At 44.4% G+C, this 21,704-nt stretch carries 21 protein-coding genes and 1 pseudogene; 10 read left to right on the top strand and 12 right to left on the bottom strand.

The annotated features are described in order from the left end of the window. Positions 1-29: 29 nt before the first annotated feature. From ABS362_RS02325 to ABS362_RS02315, 3 genes are all read right to left on the bottom strand, one after another. A complete protein-coding gene (locus ABS362_RS02325; protein ID WP_350410656.1) occupies positions 30-494 on the bottom strand; it encodes a hypothetical protein in 465 nt (154 codons plus the stop codon). Positions 495-571: 77 nt separating this feature from the next. Continuing rightward, positions 572-1,135, bottom strand: a complete 564-nt coding sequence (locus tag ABS362_RS02320) for a DUF4256 domain-containing protein (RefSeq protein WP_350410654.1) — start codon at positions 1,133-1,135, stop codon at positions 572-574. 59 nt (positions 1,136-1,194) lie between these two features. Next, positions 1,195-1,719 (bottom strand): GNAT family N-acetyltransferase, encoded by a 525-nt coding sequence (locus ABS362_RS02315; RefSeq protein ID WP_350410652.1) that lies wholly within the window; start codon positions 1,717-1,719, stop codon positions 1,195-1,197. Between the two features lie 189 nt (positions 1,720-1,908). Here ABS362_RS02315 and rlmH point away from each other — a divergent pair, with 189 nt between their 5' ends. Beyond that, a complete protein-coding gene (gene rlmH, locus ABS362_RS02310; protein ID WP_350410650.1) occupies positions 1,909-2,382 on the top strand; it encodes a 23S rRNA (pseudouridine(1915)-N(3))-methyltransferase RlmH in 474 nt (157 codons plus the stop codon). Positions 2,383-2,438: 56 nt separating this feature from the next. On the opposite strand, the gene ABS362_RS02305 is transcribed toward rlmH, so the two are convergent. Both ABS362_RS02305 and ABS362_RS02300 read right to left on the bottom strand, forming a co-directional pair. Next, positions 2,439-2,888 carry a DUF305 domain-containing protein gene (locus ABS362_RS02305; RefSeq protein ID WP_350410649.1) on the bottom strand — a complete coding sequence of 150 codons (450 nt, stop codon included), beginning with the start codon at positions 2,886-2,888 and terminating at the stop codon, positions 2,439-2,441. A gap of 300 nt (positions 2,889-3,188) precedes the next feature. Further along, positions 3,189-3,908 carry a tetratricopeptide repeat protein gene (locus ABS362_RS02300; protein ID WP_350410647.1) on the bottom strand — a complete coding sequence of 240 codons (720 nt, stop codon included), beginning with the start codon at positions 3,906-3,908 and terminating at the stop codon, positions 3,189-3,191. Between the two features lie 208 nt (positions 3,909-4,116). Here ABS362_RS02300 and ABS362_RS02295 point away from each other — a divergent pair, with 208 nt between their 5' ends. From ABS362_RS02295 to ABS362_RS02285, 3 genes are all read left to right on the top strand, one after another. After that, entirely contained in the window at positions 4,117-5,238 is a 1,122-nt protein-coding gene (locus ABS362_RS02295) for a sensor histidine kinase (protein WP_350410645.1), read from the top strand. Then, positions 5,228-5,953 carry a LytR/AlgR family response regulator transcription factor gene (locus ABS362_RS02290; protein WP_350410643.1) on the top strand — a complete coding sequence of 242 codons (726 nt, stop codon included), beginning with the start codon at positions 5,228-5,230 and terminating at the stop codon, positions 5,951-5,953. The genes ABS362_RS02295 and ABS362_RS02290 overlap by 11 nt, the downstream gene beginning before the upstream one ends. 397 nt (positions 5,954-6,350) lie before the next feature. Further along, on the top strand, positions 6,351-7,400 hold the full coding sequence (locus tag ABS362_RS02285; protein WP_350410641.1) for a hypothetical protein: 1,050 nt from the start codon (positions 6,351-6,353) through the stop codon (positions 7,398-7,400). 451 nt (positions 7,401-7,851) lie between these two features. Here ABS362_RS02285 and ABS362_RS02280 read toward each other — a convergent pair whose 3' ends face one another. Next, the gene (locus ABS362_RS02280) at positions 7,852-8,223 is read right to left on the bottom strand and encodes a cupin domain-containing protein (protein WP_350410640.1); all 372 of its coding nucleotides are present in this window, start codon (positions 8,221-8,223) and stop codon (positions 7,852-7,854) included. 69 nt (positions 8,224-8,292) lie between these two features. Between ABS362_RS02280 and ABS362_RS02275 the strand changes: the two genes are divergently transcribed. Next, positions 8,293-8,676 carry a hypothetical protein gene (locus tag ABS362_RS02275; RefSeq protein ID WP_350410638.1) on the top strand — a complete coding sequence of 128 codons (384 nt, stop codon included), beginning with the start codon at positions 8,293-8,295 and terminating at the stop codon, positions 8,674-8,676. A gap of 181 nt (positions 8,677-8,857) precedes the next feature. Then, on the top strand, positions 8,858-9,388 hold the full coding sequence (locus ABS362_RS02270) for a ferritin (RefSeq protein WP_350410637.1): 531 nt from the start codon (positions 8,858-8,860) through the stop codon (positions 9,386-9,388). A gap of 63 nt (positions 9,389-9,451) precedes the next feature. On the opposite strand, the pseudogene ABS362_RS02265 reads toward ABS362_RS02270, so the two are convergent. From ABS362_RS02265 to ABS362_RS02250, 4 genes and pseudogenes are all read right to left on the bottom strand, one after another. Continuing rightward, a pseudogene (locus ABS362_RS02265) lies at positions 9,452-9,748 on the bottom strand (NAD(P)H-dependent oxidoreductase subunit E); the annotation flags it as partial. A 93-nt stretch (positions 9,749-9,841) separates the two neighbouring features. Then, positions 9,842-10,501 (bottom strand): hypothetical protein, encoded by a 660-nt coding sequence (locus ABS362_RS02260; protein WP_350410635.1) that lies wholly within the window; start codon positions 10,499-10,501, stop codon positions 9,842-9,844. A gap of 195 nt (positions 10,502-10,696) precedes the next feature. Further along, a complete protein-coding gene (locus tag ABS362_RS02255; RefSeq protein ID WP_350410633.1) occupies positions 10,697-11,443 on the bottom strand; it encodes a hypothetical protein in 747 nt (248 codons plus the stop codon). 77 nt (positions 11,444-11,520) lie between these two features. Next, entirely contained in the window at positions 11,521-12,303 is a 783-nt protein-coding gene (locus ABS362_RS02250; protein ID WP_350410632.1) for a hypothetical protein, read from the bottom strand. Between the two features lie 152 nt (positions 12,304-12,455). On the opposite strand from ABS362_RS02250, the gene ABS362_RS02245 reads away from it, so the two are divergent. Beyond that, complete coding sequence (locus tag ABS362_RS02245) at positions 12,456-14,912, top strand: S9 family peptidase (RefSeq protein ID WP_350410631.1); 2,457 nt, start codon at positions 12,456-12,458, stop codon at positions 14,910-14,912. 55 nt (positions 14,913-14,967) lie between these two features. Here ABS362_RS02245 and ABS362_RS02240 read toward each other — a convergent pair whose 3' ends face one another. Next, positions 14,968-15,843 carry a zinc-dependent peptidase gene (locus tag ABS362_RS02240; RefSeq protein ID WP_350410629.1) on the bottom strand — a complete coding sequence of 292 codons (876 nt, stop codon included), beginning with the start codon at positions 15,841-15,843 and terminating at the stop codon, positions 14,968-14,970. A 193-nt stretch (positions 15,844-16,036) separates the two neighbouring features. Between ABS362_RS02240 and ABS362_RS02235 the strand changes: the two genes are divergently transcribed. Both ABS362_RS02235 and ABS362_RS02230 read left to right on the top strand, forming a co-directional pair. After that, positions 16,037-18,121 (top strand): M13 family metallopeptidase, encoded by a 2,085-nt coding sequence (locus tag ABS362_RS02235; RefSeq protein ID WP_350410626.1) that lies wholly within the window; start codon positions 16,037-16,039, stop codon positions 18,119-18,121. Between the two features lie 148 nt (positions 18,122-18,269). Next, a complete protein-coding gene (locus tag ABS362_RS02230) occupies positions 18,270-19,241 on the top strand; it encodes a glycosyltransferase family 2 protein (protein WP_350410625.1) in 972 nt (323 codons plus the stop codon). Between the two features lie 8 nt (positions 19,242-19,249). Here ABS362_RS02230 and ABS362_RS02225 read toward each other — a convergent pair whose 3' ends face one another. Beyond that, entirely contained in the window at positions 19,250-20,011 is a 762-nt protein-coding gene (locus tag ABS362_RS02225; protein ID WP_350410622.1) for a peptidylprolyl isomerase, read from the bottom strand. Between the two features lie 402 nt (positions 20,012-20,413). Between ABS362_RS02225 and ABS362_RS02220 the strand changes: the two genes are divergently transcribed. Next, positions 20,414-21,634: a S8 family peptidase gene (locus ABS362_RS02220; protein ID WP_350410620.1), complete on the top strand. Its 1,221-nt coding sequence runs from the start codon at positions 20,414-20,416 to the stop codon at positions 21,632-21,634. The last annotated feature ends 70 nt before the right edge of the window (positions 21,635-21,704 follow it).

The following is a 21,704-nucleotide window of genomic DNA, read 5'->3' as shown; positions in this document are numbered from 1 at the left end:
AATGTATCTGCAAACTATAGTTTTGAAGGTTAGTGTGTAATTTCCATATCGAGTTGTGTTCCGTTTTTAACGGCTTTTTTATCCAGAGATGTTCCTACAGCAGCGCCGATTGCCATACCTATAGGCAAACATATTCCTAAAAAAGCCATATTACCTAAAAATAACCCGAACATTACGCCAAGTGGTAAGCCAAAGGTGCTCATCCCCAGCGGCAACCACAAATTACGGTAGTGGTTTTTAGTTACCAGCTTAAGCTCTTTCTCAAGTTGTTTTAAGATTCCGGACTGACTCGTACTTACCTGTTTTGCCAATGCTTTCTCTGAGCCTGTAGTTGAGTTGATCAGGTTAATTTCGTTGTTGATGTATACTGTCACCGCATCAGGAAGCTCCCTGGTTTCCAATACATTCAGTAGTCTTTCAAACTGTGTGAAATTTTTGCTCAGTCTTTTGTTCTGCTCAATTTCCGGCCTTGGGTTAAGTTGGGTAATTTCCATATATCGCTTTAAACTATAGTTTACAGTTGCCTGGTCATATTTAGTTATTCCTGTTGTTCTTGCAGGTATATGTGGACTTATACTTTTAACGCTCCCCGGAAAGCCCGCGCTGCATAGTATGATTGCGCCCCATTGTGGTACAGAAAGACGGTGTCGTAGCGGCGGTCGCAGAACAAGGCGCCGCCCAGTTTCCGGATCTCCGATGGCGTTTGCACCCAGCTCGATGTTTTCAGGTCGAATTTGCCGAGTTGCTGTAGTTCGCGGTATTGTGCTTCGGTTAAAAGTTGTATGCCCATGTCGGTGGCCATTTCTACAGCACTGTTTTCCGGTTTATGCTCCTTCCGTTCTTCCAGCGCCTGGTGGTCATAGCAAAGGCTTCGCCGACCTTTAGGGCTTTCGGCAGCACAATCGTAAAAAGTATATTTGTCTGTACCTGCATCATAACCAACTACATCCGGCTCACCGCCGGTTCTTTCCATCTCGCTCAGCGACCATAGTTTCTCAGGGTTAGCTTCCAGTCTTGCCTGTACACTTGACCACTCAATGCCTTTATGCCGGGCCATGTTTTTCTCAAAACGGGTTTGTAAGGTATGGAGCAGTTCTTCCTGTTGGGCTGGCGATAGTTGATTTTTATAGTTCATAGTTCTGGGTTGCTACGATAATAGTACAGAAATTTACTTAGTTTTCCGGTCTGTTTCTGCTATCTTTTCAAATGGATTTTCATCATTATATCAGTCTGTTCTTCATTGCCTAATCTGAAAATATGTTTGTCGAAGGCCACGAAACCGTTCTTCTTATAAAAATTGATGGCTCTCGGGTTTTCTTCCCATACACCTAACCAAACATAGCTGGCCTTCACCTGATCTGCAATTTGTAATGCCTTTTCGTAAAGTACCTGCCCGACGCCTTTCCCATGATATTCTTTCAGCACGTAGATCCGTTCTATTTCAAGCGCCCTGTAGTTTTTTAGTTCTGTTTGCGCCTCACCGAAGTTTAGTTTTAAGTAACCAATTACCTTATTATCTATAGTTGCAAAATAAAATTGTGAGTTTGGGTTATCAACTTCAGCTGCCAGTTTTTCAGTCGTAAATCCTTCAGAAAGGTATTGCTTCATATTCTCCTCGGTATTTCCTTCGGAAAATGTTTCGGAGAAAGTTTGTCTTCCTATCTGCTGCAGTTGGGCAATGTCGTTTAGCGTAACGCTTCTTATATTTATGTTATCCATCCTGTTTTGAGTTTGATGTTGTAAGACCAATGCCTGCCTTTAGATAAGATTGCATAACCATTACTTACCGATAAACAATTTATTTTACTTATAGCCAGGCTTTAGTTGCAGCAACTATAGTCTTCCACATTGCGTGCAAATTGGAAAATAATCGTTTTAGCCCGACCTTCGTGGAAACCAGCATACCCGATGAAGATCAAATTAATAGCCATAGGCAAAACCGACGAAAAGTTTCTGGAAGAGGGGATAGACAAATACCTGAAACGCCTGAAGCATTACCACCCGTTCGAGTTTATAGTTATACCCGATATAAAACAGGGCGGCAAGTATAGTGCTGATAAACTGAAGGAAGAAGAAGGCAAACTGATCTTACAGAAAGTGCAGGAAGGCGATTTTTTAATTTTGCTGGATGAAAAAGGAAAAATGTTTACGTCCGGGGAGTTTGCCACTTTTCTGCAGAAGAAACTGAACACCGTAACCACCAACCTGATATTTGTGATTGGCGGAGCTTTCGGTTTTTCGGAAGCTGTTTATAACCGGGCCAACGATAAAATGGCGCTCTCTAAAATGACCTTCACGCACCAGATGATACGACTGTTCTTTACCGAGCAACTATACCGCGGTTTTACAATTCTGCGCGGCGAAAAATACCATAACGATTAAAATGCTATTGTTGACTTAGTTCAGTTCTGCACTTAGTAAAACCTGTCAGATTACGGTTACTCCATTCTTTCCAGGATTTTCTTCATCTGGGCAATCTCTTTTTCCTGCGTTTTAATTATTTGTCTGGCAAGCTCTTGCACTTCCGGGTCTTGCAGATTGGCTTGTCCGCTTACCAATATGGCCGAGGAGTGGTGCGGGATCATGGAATGCATAAACTGTTTGTCGCCAACGGCGGTTTGGTTGCGCAGCATGGCAAAGGCCCCAACTATAACGGCTAAACTGGCAACTATGATCAAGGTGTTCAGCTTTTTGTCTTTATACATCATCGGCATAAAGGCCAGCATCACGAGTGCCATCGGTGCCACCATCAGCAAAGCCATATACAGGCGGTTCAGGTTCAGGTAAATGTGGTCGGTGCTGGCCACATTCAAGAACATAACGCCATACATAATCACGAAAGATACCAGCAGCATCAGTAAAAATTTACTATAGTTTCCTTTGTCCATGGTTGATATAGTTTACATTTCTAACAGGTTGTGTTGTAGTACGAAGCTATAGTTGTTTGGGTGCGTTTATGAATTTTGCTTTTAATATTGGTCCTTCATTCGCACACTTATGAAAATAAAAACACAACAACTGAATTGTAAATTAGAAGGAGGGAAGGTTCTTTTTGGAAAGACAATAAGCAGCATTAATTACCCCCCTTAGGAAAGGGAATACAAAGTGAAACTTACAAACTATAGTTACCAGCTGTAAAGAAATGAGCTGTTTATAGTTAAGCGAAGTTTTTAAGGCCTGGGCGCAGCTTATCTATGGTTAGTTACTCTGAATGGAACGGCAAATCCATTTACCGATACAGCTTTGCCATCGTGTTTGGCAGGTAGTATGTTTGGTATTGCTTGTAAGATAGCCGTGATTTCCTCCTGAACTATAGGTTCCTCATCTAATACTGATTTGCCGTATGGCTTAATTAAGCTGCCATTTAGCTTACCATCCTTATCTATAAATATTTGTAAAGGATATAATTTGCCAGCACCTGAATCTTTCAGAATTACGCTCGATTTTTTGAAGCCGGCAATCAGTTGTTTTTTCAGGGCCGGGTGAAAGTCTCCGTTTATAAGAATATCCTCAGGCACACCTTTTACCAATATCTTGGGAGTGACATCTACATCTTCAATATGCATGGTATCGGCATAGGCAATTCGTTGCTGTAGTTTAAATTTTAGTAGTTCCGCTGCATCACGGTCGCCAAGCTTAACGCCGGTTTGCAGGTACGCAAGCCCCTTCTCTTTGTGCCCATATTCATAGTATATAACACCAAGGTTAAACAGCGAGTTTTTGTGCTTCGGGTTTATAGTTAGTGCTTCCTCAAACTTTGCTACTGCTTCGGGTAGTTGGTTCTGGCTGTAAAAAGTAACGCCTTCATCGTAAATGCTGTCCGCCAATGTCAGGCTTTTCTGAGCAAATAACGGGTTCGTAGCAAAAGCAACTATAAAAAGGGCAAGTACTAAGTTTGTCAGTTTCATGGGTAAGATGATCCGGAGGAATAGTTCTGTTGAGCAAATATATAGCTTTTGGTAAGAACAGGATAAAGCTAACAGATGCGATTAAATCTTTTTGCCTGAAAAGCTGTTGGGCTGGTATAGTTTGCTGCTGATGTTTATAGTTTGGCCGGTCGTCTAAAAGCCCTGAGTGCCAGTAACAGACGTGTGAGATAAAGTTTACCTTTGTAAAATGGAAGTAAAGTTGAGTTCAGAAAGTGTAGTAAATACCGGAACCTGGAGCCTGCCTGATTTCAGGAGCCTTATTCAGCACCGGGTTTTGCTGCACCTCATGTTCTGGGTAATTTATGTCGTATTCTTCGGGTTGCTGTATGGCAGCTATATTGATGATTACTACAATGCCTTTATGGTGGAGTTGGTGGAGCTTCCGTTTAAAATGGCGCTGGTGTACTTTAACATGTATTACCTTATGCCGAAATTCCTGCTAAAAAAGCGTTACCTGGAGTTTGGCGTTTACCTTCTGCTGCTAACCGGCGCCATTGCTGGACTGATGCAGTTTGTGTTGCTACCATTCCTGATACACCCGGTTTTTTGCCCTACCACCTGCACCCAGGATAACCTGTCGCTTTACCGTTTTATAAAGAACATTGTAAACATAAACTACCTGGTCGTTATTTCGGCCACTGTGGTGCTGCTGCGCAACTGGTATCAGCAGCAGCAATCTACCCGCACGCTGTCGCAGGATAAACTCGAGGCCGAACTTAAATTTCTGAAAGGCCAGATACACCCGCACTTCCTGTTTAACACCCTCAACAGCCTGTATTCGCTTACCCTCAAAAAGTCAGAAAACGCCCCCGAAATGGTACTGAAGCTGTCCGGGTTGATGGATTATATGTTGTATGATGCCAATGCCGAAAAAGTGCCTCTGGAGAAAGAGCTGAACTATATCCGCAACTACATAGATCTGGAGCGCATGCGTTATGGCAACCGTGTCGATATCAGCTTTACCGAATCCGGACCTATACTTGGTACAAACATTGCGCCCATGATGCTGTTACCTTTTGTAGAAAATGCCTTTAAGCACGGCGTTAGCACCGAGACCGAAAATGCCTGGGTGCGCATAGATGTAAAAGTGCTGCATGGCAAACTCAGCTTACGTGTTGAGAACTGTAAATGCACCGAAAAAGCCGAGCGAACAGCTAAAGAAATGGCATCCGGGATTGGCCTGAAAAATGTGGGGCGCCGTTTAGAGTTGCTTTACAAAGATGCCTATAGATTAGAGATCGAAGATGAGCCGGACGTGTACGCTGTGCACCTGGAATTAGACCTTAACGACAGAACCTATGAAGATTAGATGCCTGATAGTAGACGATGAACCTCTGGCCCTTGACGTGCTTGAAACCTACATCAGCCGCCTGGATAACCTGGAACTGGTGTGCCGCTGCAACAATGCCGTAGAAGCCTACAACTGCCTGCAAACCGAGCAGATAGATCTCATGTTCCTGGATATACAAATGCCTAAGCTAACAGGTATTGATTTTCTGAAGTCGCTGCCCAACCCACCCAAGGTTATCTTCACCACCGCTTACCGCGACTATGCCGTAGAAGGCTACGAACTGAACGCCGTGGATTACCTGCTAAAACCCATTTCGTTTGACCGTTTCCTGAAAGCCATTGCCAAAGTAACACCCCAGGAAACCAAGCCAGCTGTAACTATAGCCACATCAGAACCAGACTATAAAGACGCATTTATTTACCTGAAAGCCGACAAGAAAATGGTGAAGGTGATGCTCACGGATATTCTGTACATCGAAAGCCTGAAAGACTATATCCGGGTAAAGACCGAAACTAAAGAGATCATTTCGTACCAGAAGATATCTTTCCTGGAAGAGAAATTGCCAGCTGATAAATTCCTGCGCATCCACCGTTCGTTCATTATTGCTTTAGATAAAGTACAAGCCTTCTCAGCCACTGCCGTAGACCTTGGTAAAAACGAAATTCCGATCGGCCGCCTCTATAAAAACGAAGTGCTGCAGATACTGGGTAGAAACAACTTGCTGGAAGCGTAGTTTATTTTAATGACTAATTAAGAATGATCAATGAGTAATAAAAAATGGTAAATGGCGCGAGCGTCCATGCTCGTGTCAAACTATAGCGGGGCCTCTGGCCCTTTTTTTATTTTTTTCCGAACTATAATTAGCAAAAACTTTCATCTCGACGATAGGAGAGATCTATAGAGAATAGGCCTGAACATATCTCAAATAGATTTCTCACTTAAAGAGGGCCCCTTCCCCAGTTCAAAATGACAGCATAGAATGTTGCTTCATTAAATTTTTATTTCCTGCTGATACTATAACAGAAGCTATAGTTTCATTAACTTATCAACTATAAAACTATAGCTCCTGTTCTCAAGTATAATTCCCTGCTCTCATCATTCATTCGCCATTAGTAATTACTCATTCGCCCTTGAACTCCATTTCCAAAAAGAAGCTGTTTTTTCCGGTTAACAGAGATCTGCGCAAGTACCTGTATACGTATGGCCGCAGCTCAAAACTGCCTGTGCATTACGAAGACCTGCTGCATTACTCCGACTCGTTCCCGTATTACGACAAGAAAGGGGTTGACACGCTCTGGGAAACTGTGATGTACGAACAGCAGTCGCAGGACGAACTGAACCATGGCCTGACCATGATCTATGCCCTGCTGAAAACGGACGGGGATATGTCGGTGATGGAGCATCTGTATGTGTCGCGGATAGATTACTGCACCTTTGGTAACTCCAATCCTTTCCGGGTGCAGATCATGAACCAGCTCAACGATAACTACGATTATTTTTATGTGAAACGCGCCGATGCTTCGCGAATTTATGGCCTGGAGTTGGAGCACATTTTATCGCCAAGCCGCATTAACTACCTTGTGCACAGCGATACACTTATAGAGGAGCACATTGCTGGCATACCGGGAGACGCTTTTATAAAAGACTATGTAAATAGGCCTGGTACCAACAAGGTGCGCTTGGCAAAAGAGTTCGTAAAGTTTAACGAGCGTTGCTTTATCCGGCTGCTGGGCGACATGCGTTCTTACAATTATGTTGTCGATATTACTCCTGATTTTGAAGACGAGCAATACCGCGTGCGCCCTATCGACTTCGACCAGCAATCGTACGAAGGCCGCAAAACAATGTACCTGCCGCAGTTCTTTAAAGACAATAATGTTATAGTTGACCTGGTGCTGAAGTTGCTTAAACCCGAAACCGTAAAGCAGTATCAGAATGAAGAGCGCACGCTCATGTTCCGCCGCTTAAAGTCTGCACGCTACCGCCTCAAAGACCTGATAGACTGCATGCGCAAAGACACCATTTCCACTCCCGAAAAGATAGACCAGTTACGGAAAGAGCTTGCCGAGCATCATAAGTCAGAGGAATTTCTGAAGTGTAAGTGCATGGGTGACCTGGTAAGGTTAAATCTGAAGATTATGCTCGTTAAAGCTCCTAACATTGCAGTTGGGAGCGAATAGATTTCGTCATTTCGGTGTAGCCGAGAAATCTAATGTGTCCTATAGTTGAGGCTATAGTTTGATCGAACCATAAAACAACGTAATGGTATTACGTCGCTACAATCTTATTTCGTAAGGATAGGTCGCGACCTGTCCGCGTGACAGGCTGTAACTATAGAACAATAAAGTCAACTATAGCTATAGCAGAAAGTCCCCCTTTGAAGGGGGTGAAGGGGGATGTTAAAAGTCAACTATAAAACACCTCCCTGCCCTCCTCAAGGAGGGAGTCATCTTATAATACCATAGCTCCTTCCCCTGTTTTTAGAGGAAGGGTGGAAAGGGGTGAAACAGCAACTATAGAACTATAGCCAAAGCTACTACTGGCCTTGTCCCTGCCGGGCCAGTCGAGTAAGGAGACTCAACACCATCGTAAGTCACGAGTCTGGAGACTCGCGCCAGCATTACGAAAAACCTACAGCCTTTCCAGATCCGTCCGGGTCCTTTCGCTGCTCTCCAGGTTGCCGGTGTTTACAGTAGAGGCAGGTTCAAATAAAAGAACTTCAGCTTCTACAGGTGCAACGGGTTTATGTTCTACACCGCGGGGTATAACGATACATTCTCCCGGATTCAGGGTTATGACTTTATCTCGGAGGTGCATTTCAAAACTGCCGCTCACCACCAGGAAAAACTCGTCTTCGTGTTCGTGATGATGCCAGTCGAATTCGCCTTTAAACTTTGCCAGTTTTACCTGCTGTCCATTTAATTCGCCGGCAATGCGTGGGTTCCAGAAATCTGGTATCTGCTTAAACTTGTCTGCGAGGTTTATCTTTTCTATCGTGCTCATGGAAATGGTGATGAAGATCACTTAAATTTATTTGGACTTATTCTAAATAGCCTGTACATTTGTAACACTATGAATCAGCCAGAAGTGAAGTTAGGAGAGAAGATGCAGATTTCCGCGGCCATGCAGGAGATTTTTACAACCGATAACGGAGCCGTTTACCAATGCGATAAAAGTAACAGGTTGCTGGTTAGCTTCGGCGACTCTCTTGCCGAGCTAAAAGTGGAGACATTCCTGAGGCTTAAAAAAGCAGTAGATAGCATTAACCTGAGTACCATGGCTGTAAATACGGGCCGGTCTTCAGACTACGAACTTATTACAGTTTTTGGCTGCGACAAACTATATGTGCTTACCCTTCCGGAGATCTATAGTTTTAAAGAGCTTTTAAGTGGCGCAAAGTTTATACTGGAGCTAAACAGCATGCTGCACGAACGCCTTTACGCGCAACTGGCATAACACAAGATATTTTACTGATAATTGAAAGCACAGCTAACCCTGTGCTTTCTTTATTTAGACTGCTTCCATATTTGCCCCCGGGCCTTTCAGATCTGAACATAATCCTTAAATTTAAGTAAAAATAAAGGGTGGTTTATACCTGCTAAGCATTCATCATCACTCCAAAAAGCACTATACTTTTATGAAGGATTTATTGAGACTCAGAACATCCCTTACAGAGGAAATTGAGAAAGTACTGAACGAACAGATAAAAATGGAAGCCGATGCTTCGGCGATGTACCTGTCAATGAGCGCATGGTGCGACCGTAATGGCTTCGATTTCAGTGCCGGTTATTTCAAAAACCAATCTGATGAGGAGCGTGAGCACATGTTGCGTTTATTTAAATATGTTTCGGATATGGGTGGCCGTGCCGTATCTCCGGATACAACCAACGTGCAGATAGAGTTCGAATCGCTGAGAGGTGTGTTTGAGCAGGCCCTGCAACAGGAAATAGCCGTAACCCAATCATTCAACCGCATTGCCGACCGTTGCCAGAAATCAAAAGACTACGTTACGTTCACGTTCCTGCAGTGGTTCCTGAAAGAGCAGATAGAAGAAGAATATGTAGCGCGTCGTGCCCTCGAACTGTTTGAAGTGATAGGCGAAGAAGGCACCGGCCTTTACGAAATTGACAAGCGTGTGCCAAAAATAAAGTACGAAGACACGTACTAAGAGCACTTTACAACTATAAAAAAGCCTCTGGTTAACTCCGGAGGCTTTTGTTTTATAGTTTGGTTATGCAGTCGGCGTGTCCGGTTTATCCAGCACGTGGTCTTTAAATGCCTGCAAGGCCTGTTGTTCGGTGGTGTGGTGCATCCAGTAATTATCCGGCTGAAAACACATAACAGGAGCGAAATCGCACCGGTCGGTACATTCTGTCTTTACAACTTCTACGCGTCCTTTCAGGCCCATTAGTTTTATAAGCTCCCGCAAGGCTTTGCCGTTCTCTTTGCCGCCTTTCTTTTTGCATTTGCTGCCGGTGCAAACATAAATTACTTTCTCGGGTGTCTGGAAGTTTTTGCTCATGTAGTATAATTGGGTTACTGTTCCTTTAAGTGCAAAACGCGCTAATTTGTTTCAAAGAGGGTAAAAGTAGGGGAGATGATATAGAACTCAGTTGTATTTTTAGTAAGCCTGGTTTTCGTTCGCATTAATCAGTTTTAGTTGTCCATCGGTTTGCCTCTGATAAGGTGCCGGAATTGGGGCGCCAGTTATAACAGCTGAACCTGCTTCCTGAAACCCTACATAAGACCGGCCGTCTTTTCCAGGAATTCCGGTTTTACCTGCTTGGGTCATGATGTTGATGTGCCGGGTTGCTTTCTGACTATAGCGTGCATTACGATTAAAGTTAATAACAAATTCATCAGAGCTATAAGTCAGCGTTATATCGCCGCCACTACCTCCAGACCCGGCTGCAGTTCCTTTTTCCCCTTCAGAGCCCGTTTTAACTATAACTGTTTTATAGACAGTGGTATAATTACCATCGGGTTGCATAACTTTGGTTGCTACTTTTTGAGATACAGGTTTACTTCCATTTTTACCTGAATACCCATTCCCTCCGCCACCACCCCGGGTATCTATAGCCAGGCTACCCAGTTTTATAAAATGTATACTAAGTTTGAGGTCTCCACCATTTTCGCCATTTGTTGCCGGCCCGTTGCGTTTTCCATGTTCACCGTCAGTACCTGTAGAAGTTATAGTACAGCCATCTCCAATATAAGCTGCTTTCACAACCATAGTTCCTGCTGTGTTTGCCGCAAACTTAATTTCTGCCTTATTATGCATTATGAGTGTATCAACTATAAGATTGTTATCCGGCCGTACAACATACACTTGTCCTGATTTTATTTCCAGCTTAGGAACTGACTGCCCCTTAACTGTGACTATAAGATTCAGAAGCAGGAGAAGAGTTATAATTGTCGTGTTAGTCATGGGATAGAGTATAGTTTAAACAGGGAAAGTTAATGTATAACTAGCCTGTTAGTCGTGTGCTGTAGCTGTATTTGCTTTATATAGCCTGATCTGCCCGTCTACAGAGCCTGGTTCTTTTTTATGTTCTAGTATACCGTCTGCGCTCTGGAAGCCGCCAAGCCCGGGCTTGCCATCTCTGCCTGCGTCGCCAACGGTGTGTAACAATGTAATGCTGTTTCTGGCCTTAGAGTGGTTAAATACGGGGATGAAATTTTTAGTGGAGTACGTGAAGCTGATATTGCCGCCGTTTCCACCCGGCAGTCCTGTAGTTGCGTTGGTGCCATTAGTTCCGGGAGTGCCGGGTATATGTTCGTAGGTAATTATATCCTGGCCTTTGGCGCCTTTAATTATCTTTTTTTCTCTGCGGTCTTTTATCCCGTTCTTTCCATTTCTGCCATCTCTTCCGTCTCCGCCGGTACCGCCGCGTGTATCAATTACCAGGCTTTTCAGTTTGTCAAAATGCATGGTAATATCCAGGTCGCCACCATTTTTACCGCGTGTACCGCGTGTTTTATATTCAGAATCCTGCCCGTTTTCCCCTCTCGATGCGATCTCACAATTACTGCCAACTATAGCCACAGCAGCTTTTAAAACGCCGGGCTTTTCGGGTGAGAACTGAATAACAGACTTATCATGCATGATCAGGGTATCTACCGATAGGGTATTGTCGGGACCAACTATATACACCTGCTTTGGCTTTAGCTCCAGTTTACCGATATGTGTTGTTTGTGCAAACGCTGATATTGTACATAGCACAAGTAGGGCGGGTAGTAAGTTTTTGATTTTCATATAGTTCGGATTGACGTAAATATAGTTGATTGTCTCGGTCAGGATTAATTTGAAGAAGAACCAATTCTTTTAACTTCAAAATGTCCATCATTGCTTGCTTTAGTTGGAGTATATATCAGCGTTCCATCTATGCTTCCTATACCGCCTCTGCCTGGCGTTCCGTCTTTCGCTTTTCCTCCTCCAGCATAAAGTATAAGAATGTTATGTTCTTTTCTGTTACTTTGGTTAATAGTCGGTGTAAATGATCGTGAACTATAAGCTAACTTAAGCTGACCACCATTTCCGCCGCTGCCACCTCTGGTAGCATTTTCACCATCAGTTCCGGGATCGCCTAATTCAATAATTACAGTTTTGGTTTGAGAATTGCCTTTAGCGTCTTTATAAGTTATCTGTTCAGTCTTAGTTTCTTTACCCCTGAATCCGGATTTCCCATTTGCACCTTTGCCGCCATTTCCGCCTCTGATATCTATAGTAAGTCCCCCCAGGCTTTCAAAATTGATAATCATATCTAACTCGCCTCCATTTTCTCCATCATCCCCGGAGTTAGCGCTATTACCACTTATGCCATCTGCGCCCTTAGCGGTTATTTTACAATTGCGGCCTATAAAAGCAGTCCTTGCTGTTAGTTTTGCTGGCTTAGACGGGTCGAACCTGAGAATAGAGTTGTTGTGCATGATCAGTGTGTCAAGGTCAAGTTCGTTCTCAGGTCCTACAAAAAATATTTCGTAAGAATGAATTTCAAGCTTTCTGCTATTATTGGTTTGGGCATCAGCTTCGATAGCCAGCAACAATAAGAACAAGGTGAGAAGTAAGTTTTTGATTTTCATGCGAAGGAGGGGTTTGTGTGTAGCAATATTCCAAGCAATAATATTGCCAGATTTGAATATATGAATTTTTAAAAAGCAGGCCTATTCAAATTAAACTATTCTGGTTAAATTACATCTAAGCTCTACTAACTAACCTATTACCTCAATCTGATATGAACTTCTACAAAACTAAAACGGCAGGTATAGCGCTGCTGGGCCTGTTGCTGTTGGGTAGCTCCCCGGTTCCGGTGGTCTTTGCGCAAGGCAACCAGGACTTGAACCTGACCTACCAGCGACCACCGAAAACAATTGCAGACATCATAGATGCCCCGGCAACACCAGGCGTAAGCATAAACTCCAAAGGCGACCTGATGCTGTTACTGGAGCGCCCTGGCTACCCGAGCATAGAAGAACTGGCACAGCCAGAAAGCCGCCTGGCTGGGTTGCGCATTAACCCAGCTACCAACGGCCAGAGCCGCGGGTCATCTATCAGCAACATTAAAATTAAACAGGTAAAAGGTGGCCAGGAAAGCCAGGTCACAGGTTTACCCCAAAATGCACGTCTGTCTTACATTACATGGTCTCCTGACGAGAAGTATATCGCTTTCACCAACACCATTGCAACTGGTATCGAACTATGGGTGGCAGATATCAGCACAAAACAGGCGAAGAAACTAACAAACGCAACTATAAACGATGCCTACAGCGGTAGCCCGTTCTCCTGGACATCGGATAGTAAAGCCCTGGTGGTAAAGTTTGTGGATGAGAACCGCGGGGAAATACCAAAGCCTGCACTGGCTCCGGCTGGCCCGACCATCCAGCAGAACATTGGCAAAGTAAAACCATCGCGCACCTACCAGGACCTGCTAAAGAACCGCAATGACGAACAACTGTTCGACTATTACATGCAGACGCAACTGAAGCTTGTAACACTGGATGGACAGCAGCAAACTATAGGCAAGGCTGGCATTGTTAAAAGTGTGGAAGTATCTCCGGATGGGCAGTACCTGTTGGTTGAAACGATCCAAAAGCCTTACTCTTACCTGGTGCCGCATTATTATTTCCCTTACAACGTAGAAGTGTGGAGCCGGGATGGTAAAGTAATTAAGCAGCTGGCACAACTGCCATTGGCCGAGGATATTCCGATCGCATTTGATGCTGTAGCCAAAGGCCCGCGCAGCTATAACTGGCGCCCTGATAAAGCAGCTACCCTTTACTGGGCCGAAGCTCAGGACGGGGGAGATGCTAACAAAGAAGTTGCGGTACGTGATATAGTTTATACACTGGACGCACCTTTTACCGCAAAGCCTGCAAAATTAGCTTCTACCAAGTACAGATACCGTGGTGTGCAGTGGGGTGATAACCTGGCGTTGGTAAACGAACGCTGGTGGAAGACCCGTGCAGAGCGCGTAACTATGGTTGATCCGGCTAAACCTTCCAAAGCAACTGTACTTATCGAGCGATCTTACGAGGATGGTTATAACGATCCGGGCTCACCTGTTTTTACAAAGAACAAGTATGGCCGCAACGTACTTTTAACAGACAAGAAAGGCCAGCATATTTACATGATCTCGGAAGGTGGCTCGCCGCAAGGTAACCGTCCGTTCCTGAGCGAATTTGATCTTAAATCAAAAAAGGCTAATATCCTGTTCCGTTCCGAAGCTCCTTATTACGAGCGCCCGGTAGACATTATTGACCTGGGTAAAAAGCAGATCATCACCAGGAGAGAATCGGAGAATGACCCGCCTAACTACTTTGTGCGCGACCTGGGTAAGAAGCAACTGACGCAGGTAACAACTTTCCCGCACCCAACTCCGCAACTGGAAGGTGTGCAAAAGGAAATGCTGCAATACGAGCGTAACGACGGTGTAAAACTGAATGCTGTTCTGTACTTACCGAAAGACTATAAGAAAGGCGATGCACCACTGCCAATGTTAATGTGGGCTTACCCGCGCGAGTTTAAAAATGCAGCTACCGCAGGCCAGGTTAAAAGCTCCCCATATGAATTTACCCGTATCAGCTCTGGTTCGCCGTTGTTCTGGGTAACACAAGGCTATGCCGTTTTAGACCGAACCGATATGCCTATAGTTGGCGAAGGCGATGCACAACCAAACGATACCTATAACGAACAATTAGTGGCCAGCGCTAAAGCAGCTATAGATAAAGTAGTGAGTATGGGAGTAGTTGATCCGAAACGTGTAGCAGTGGGTGGCCATTCGTATGGCGCTTTTATGACAGCAAACCTGTTAGCGCACTCTGACCTGTTTGCAGCTGGTATTGCACGCAGCGGTGCCTATAACCGTACGCTCACGCCATTTGGTTTCCAGCAGGAGGAACGCTCTTACTGGCAGGCGCCTGAAGTGTATCACCGCATGTCGCCGTTCTCTTTTGCTGATAAGATAGATGAGCCGATCCTGCTTATCCATGGTGAAGCCGATAATAACTCTGGTACCTTCCCGATCCAGAGCGAGCGATTCTACAACGCTTTGAAAGGCCATGGTGCAACTACGCGTTTGGTGTTCCTGCCACACGAAAGTCATGGCTATGCCGCCAAAGAATCTATCTTGCACATGCTATGGGAGATGGATACTTGGTTAAATACTTACGTGAAGAACCGACAAGTACAGTAACTATAGTTCTGTACTATCAGGAAAGGCCCCCGCTAAATTATAGCCGGGGCCTTTTTTATGCAGATGCCACTGTTTGCGGATGCCAGGTAGCTGATTGCTTTAAGTTCGCAGCTGGGTCTTGGTTAAGCAGCTTAGACAAGCAACTATAGATTTCCGGATGCTCCTGCTGTAAGAGTTGTGGCAATTCAAAAAATAACTCTACAGCTACGGCAAAAAACTCATGGGAATCGGGGGCAGAACTAAGTCTCCGGAAGATACTTTTCTCTGTCTGAAAGCGCTGCCGCTCAGTTTCAGAAGTGTTTTCCCAATGGCACAGGTACTCCCTGTTCAGAAAGTCGAATTCATCGTTCCGGATGCTGTTTTCTAGGTGCAGCGCGTGTGCCAGTTCATGTAGTCCCAGGTTTAATCCATCGGCCGGGTTATAGTTGCCAGTTTCAAAGTCACGCCACGAGAGTACAATAAGGCCTCGCATATTCACTTCTCCGCAATGGTATTGTTTGTAAATAGTAGAGTAGTAGCGGTCTGGGTAAAGCAGAAAAGTTTTAAAGTGTGAGAAGTGTATCTCAGGCAAACCAAAGGTAAGCTGAACGGCACAGGCCGCTATTTTTACCTTCATCTCGGTGGTTATTTCCAGGCCTGTTCCACGTGCTATAAAATCCTTCTGCTGTATAAACCGGACAATCCGATCTTCAAATTCCTGTTTGTGTGGCTCTTTTAATCTGCTATAGTAGGGCGTAGGGTGTTGCCAGAGCGTAGCACGAATAAGATCAGAATCTGATGAATGTTCTTTCTGATGCTTTTTCCACATGATGAAAAATTCAAGTCCTGCAAGAGAGAAAGCGGCTGCCAGATACGCTGCAAAAGATATATCCTGTGAAAGTAAACAGTAAACAACAAGAGCAAAAAGTATAAGTCTGAGTAGAAGCAGCATAAACAGCAGTTTTTATAAAAGTACATAGTTGTTTTTACATATCTACACTATTTAGAAGATCAGGATTTCCTTAACCTGTTGATTGGGTCGCCGGGGTAATGTCAAGCAACTATAAATAATGAATACAGTATTAATTCTGGTGAATTGATCGTTACTGATCTTGTATCTGTAATATAAACAAAATGATAGCTTTATGAAAAATAGATATCTGTTACTTTCTTCGGCTGCACTTGCCGGTTTATTGCTGTCGGGTTGTAGTTCCTCTACCACTACTGATGATGCTGCAAGCACCGCTTCTGCCAGTACAACAGAAATGAACATGGGCACAGGGCTGGACCTTGCAAACCTGGATACTACAGTTAATCCCTGCGAAGATTTTTACCAGTATGCCAACGGTGGTTGGGTCAAAAATAACCCGATACCGGCTTCAGAAAGCATGTGGGGCTCCTTTAACGAACTGGCCGAAAAGAACAATGCCGTACTGCGCGAGCTCCTGACAGAAGCAGCCTCTAACGCAACAACTACCAAAGGCTCAGCAGCGCAGCTTGTCGGCGATTTTTATGCAGCCGGCATGGACTCTGTAGCGGTTAACAAAGCCGGCATGACGCCCATTAAACCAGAAATGCAACAGATTGCCGCTGCTAAAACTACCGACGAACTTTTAAAGACAGTAGCAGACCTTAAAACCAAGGGTGTAAGCGGTTACTTTACTATGTATGTTACCCAGGACGATAAGATAAGTACACAATATGCGCTTTGGGCCATGCAGGGTGGCTTAGGCTTACCGGACCGTGATTATTACCTTAAAGATGACGAGCGTTCCAAGACCATCCGCACGGAATACCTGAAGCACCTGCAGAATACATTCCAGCTTATTGGTGATGACGCTGCTACTGCCCAGAAAAAAGCCAGAACGGTAATGGACATGGAAACCAGGTTGGCAAAAGCTTCCAGGACCCGCGTAGAGTTACGTGACCCTTATGCCAACTATAACAAAATGACCATCCAGGAATTTGCCAAACAGAACCCAAACCTGAAGATAACACAGCTCCTGACAAATTTGGGTGCACAGGCCTCAAAAGAACTTATAGTTGGACAGCCTGCTTTCTTTAAAGAACTAAATGGTATGCTGAAAAGTATTCCTGTTACCGACTGGAAAACTTACACCCAGTGGCATTTGGCACGCACGTCAGCACCTTACCTTAGCGAGGAATTTGTGAAGGAAAACTTCAGTTTTTATGGTAAAGTACTGAATGGTGCTAAAGAAATGCAGCCTCGCTGGAAACGTGTTTTGCGCGCAACCGACGGTGCCATGGGCGAAGCGTTGGGCCAGTTATATGTACAGAAAACGTTCTCGCCAGAAGCCAAGACGAAAGCACTGGAAATGGTAAACAACCTGCAGGAAGCTTTTAAAGAACACGTTCGAGATCTTGACTGGATGAGTGAAGAAACTAAAGAACGCGCACTCGAGAAGCTGAATGCCTTTGCTGTTAAGATTGGCTACCCTGACAAGTGGGAAGACTATAAAGGACTGAATATAACCCGCGACTCTTATGCTGAAAATGTGATGCTGGCAAGTCAGCATGCCTTCAGGAAGAACATTGGCAAAATTGGTAAGCCCGTAGATCGCACAGAATGGTTTATGTCGCCACCAACTGTAAATGCTTACTATAACCCAAGCATGAACGAGATCGTTTTTCCGGCGGGTATTTTGCAGCCTCCGTTCTTCGACCCTAACGCGGACGATGCTGTAAATTATGGCGGTATGGGCGCTGTAATTGGCCACGAGCTTACGCACGGTTTCGATGATCAGGGAGCAAAATACGATTTTGAGGGCAACCTGAAAGACTGGTGGACCAAAGAAGACCTGGATAAATTTAACGCGCATGCCGCCATGGTTGATGAGCAATACAGTGGCTACACCGTTTTAGATAACCTGCACGTAAATGGTAAGCTAACTATGGGAGAGAACATTGCCGATATTGGCGGCCTGAACATCGCCTACACTGCCTTGCAGAAAGCGCTGGACGAAAAGAACCCGGGTCTGATTGCAGGCTTTACACCGGAGCAGCGCTTCTTCCTGGCGTGGGCGCAGATCTGGCGTGTAAACATGCGCGATGAAGCTCAAAACCAGCAAATACTAACAGACCCGCACTCACCTGGCCGCTTCAGAACAAATGGTCCGGTATCTAACATGCCACAGTTCTACGAAGCCTTTGGATGTGAGCAGGGCGATAACATGTTCCGTGCTGATAATAACCGGGTGAAGATCTGGTAACTGTAAACATATAACCAAAAACAAAGGCGCTGCAGTAATGTAGCGCCTTTGTTTTTGTAGGTAAACTATAAATCAATGCATTCCTGCAGTCTGCTAACTATAAATATTATATTTGTAATATAGCAACCTTTAGCTGTCTTCCATCCCGATGCCTGAAAACGTTACAACTTTCCCTGATCTGTCAGTAGTCATACCTGTTTATAATGAGGGTAAAAATTTGACAGTTTTATATGACAGGCTACTATCTGTTTTGCAGCAAATGCATGTAAGCTACGAACTGATCTTTGTAAATGATGGAAGTTCAGATGACTCACTTCAATTTATTAAGACGGTAGCAAGTAGCAACAATGAAGTAAACTATATTAGCCTGAGCAGGAATTTCGGGCACCAGGTTGCTGTTTCGGCGGGGTTGGATGTGGCAATAGGTAAAGCCGTAGTAGTAATGGATGCAGATCTCCAGGATCCTCCTGAGCTTATACCTCAATTATTCGCTAAAATGCAGGAAGGCTTTGAGGTTGTATACGGCCGCAGAATATATCGTAAAGGTGAAAGCTACCTGAAAAAAGCTACAGCAAAGTTCTTTTACCGACTGCTCTCCAGGATCACCCATGTAAACATCCCCCTCGATACCGGCGATTTCAGGATCATGGATGCCAGGGTGGTGCAAGTCCTGAAGCAGATGCCGGAGCGTAATAAATTTCTGCGCGGGCAGGTAGCCTGGGTTGGCTTCCGGCAAACCTGGATAAACTATACCCGTGATGAGCGGTTTGAGGGGTCGACTGGCTATACCTATCGTAAAATGCTGCGATTTGCCTTCGATGGCATCACCTCTTTCTCTGACTTCCCGCTTAAAATGGCTTCCATGCTTGGGTTTATAGTTTCAGGGGGGGCGTTTATAGTTATGATCTATACTTTGCTGGCTCGCCTTGTTTTTAAAGATTATGTAGAAGGATGGGCTTCTATTATTTTAAGTGTTTTGTTTTTAGGTGGAGTGCAGTTGATCTGTATTGGTATTGCAGGTGAATATCTGGCGCGTGTATTTAACAACGTACAAGGAAGGCCGCTGTATGTAGTTGATGAATCCAGTAAGGATAAGCAAACTAAATCAGAAGTAAGCTAATAATAGCTCTACTCCACTTTTATAGTATGCAGCACCGATTGTCTAGGCCAGTTGCTGGCATCTACAGGTTCGTTTGCAATTTTGTCTACCACATCCAGGCCTGCTATTACCTCCCCGAAAACAGTATACTCAGTATCTAAAGATGGTTTGCCGCCTATAGTCTGGTAAAGCTTGATCTCTTCGGGCGTATATTTAATGCCGTGCTGCTCTTCCCAACTACGGATCTCATGAAGCGGTACCGGCTCGCCTTGCACGATATAAAAGTTGTGCGAGGATGATTCTTTATCCGGGTTGCGCTCATCGCCGTAACGGGCCATGGCCAGGGCACCTTTCTTATGTATGTACTTGCGGTTAAACTCCTGTGGTATTTTGTAAGAGGTCTGCTTCATGGTTCGGTTATCGGAGTCGCCACCCTGCACGGCAAACCCTTTTACTACCCTGTAAAATTCTCCCTGATCGTAAAACCCTGATTTGGTAAGACGAACAAAGTTAGCGCGGTGCAGCGGTGTCTCTTTATACAACCGCACTTTTATATCGCCATGGCGGGTGCTGATGGTGGCAATGCTGTCGGGGTGTTGCACTGCATAAGCGGTAAGTACTTCTGTAACATTATCAGAGCTTAGCGGAATAAGGGCCGGGTCAGTTTCAACTTCTTTGGCAACGGTGTCTTTTTCAGCAGTTTCTTTTTGCTGCCCACATGCAACTATCAATAAAATATTGAAAATCAGGAATATATTATTTAAAGAAAATTTAAGAGATGGGTTTTTCACGGCGATTGCTGTTTTGTTCAGGTTCAAGCTACAAAATTCAGATCATTTATGCCAATCTGTTGGGCTTTAGTAAATTAAGAAATTGAACTATATGAATAATATGCATTTTGGATGTAACTACTTCTATAGTAAAACGGGTATACGTTGCTACCTCTGTAAAGTAGAAGTACTGAAGTAAAACACTTGCAAAAGATGTTGTTAAGGATTGTGATAGAGATCAGCCTGAAAGAAATTTTTTTATCAAAAAAAGATCGCCTGTTTTGGCAAGTGAGCGCCGATTTTGGTGAAATGATCAAGAATTTTATATATCTAAATTTGCATATGTATCGATGATTCAATACCTTACATAAAATCCGGATTTTTTTAGTACCTATTATTTTTCACTTTAACACCTTAAAACCAATGAAGAACACCTTACAAATTCGTAACACTATGCGGTCTTTACTGCTGGGTACTGCTGTAGTTGCAGTATCATGTACGTTCACTGCATGCGACAGCGAAACTGTTGATGCTGTAGCAACACAAGATGCAATGCAGCAGAATAGTGAGAACGGAGCGGTTATCAGCGGACAATACATAGTTGTATTTAAGCAAGGTCAACTGCGTATGAGCGAAACTGCTACATATGCACAGAGTGTTGAAAGAGCACGCCAGTTTGGAGCGGATGTTTTTAACGATAATAATATTGCTGACTTCGCTATAGAAAGATCTTACGGCAAAGCTTTAACAGGTGTAGTTGCAAAACTGACCCCGGCTGATGTTGAAAAACTTCGTGGCGATGAGCGCATTGCATATATTGAGCAGGACAGAATTGTAATGCTTGGCAAGCCAGGAACTGGCGGCGGTGGCTCAACAGGCGAGGAGATACCTTACGGTATCACGCGTGTTGGTTCTGCCAGTGGTGCCGGTAAAACTGCCTGGGTTATTGATTCTGGTATCGACCTGGATCACCCGGACCTGAATGTTGACGTTGCAAGAAGCGTAACTATGTTTACTTCTGGCAGAGATGCTGGCAGTGCTGATGATGGTAATGGACACGGAACTCACGTAGCTGGTACGATCGGTGCTATTAAAGGCAACGGTATTGGTGTAGTAGGTGTGGCTTACGGTGCAACTGTTGTTGCCGTAAAAGTGCTTGACTCACGTGGTAGCGGTTCTTACTCTGGCGTTATCGCTGGTGTAGATTATGTGGCTGCAAATGGTAAGTCAGGTGATGCTGCCAATATGAGCTTAGGTGGACCAGTTTCTCAGGCACTAGATGATGCTGTAATTGCAGCTGCTTCTAAGGGTATCAAGTTTGCTTTAGCTGCTGGTAACGAAAGCACGCATGCAAACAACTCATCTCCGGCTCGTGCTAACCATAGCAATATCTACACGGTTTCTGCAATGGATGTGAACAACCGTTTTGCTTCATTCTCTAATTATGGCAACCCGCCGGTAGATGTTTGCGCACCAGGTGTAAGCATTAAGTCTACCTGGAAAGGTGGTGCTTATAACACGATCAGTGGTACGTCTATGGCATCGCCACACGTAGCAGGTCTGTTGCTGTTAGGTAACATCAGCACTGATGGTTATGTATCTAACGATCCGGATGGTAATGCAGACCCGATCGCACACCTATAGTAAACTATAAATTTGTTTGCTTAAGTTTAAAGTTGAGAAAAGGGCGGCCATATGGCTGCCCTTTTTTTAT

The sequence above is a fragment of the Pontibacter populi genome (assembly GCF_040278685.1).
GTDB classification, from domain to species: Bacteria; Bacteroidota; Bacteroidia; order Cytophagales; family Hymenobacteraceae; genus Pontibacter; species Pontibacter populi.
The sequence above is the reverse complement of the archived record's forward strand: the minus strand, read 5'-3'. Positions and strand labels throughout refer to the sequence as shown.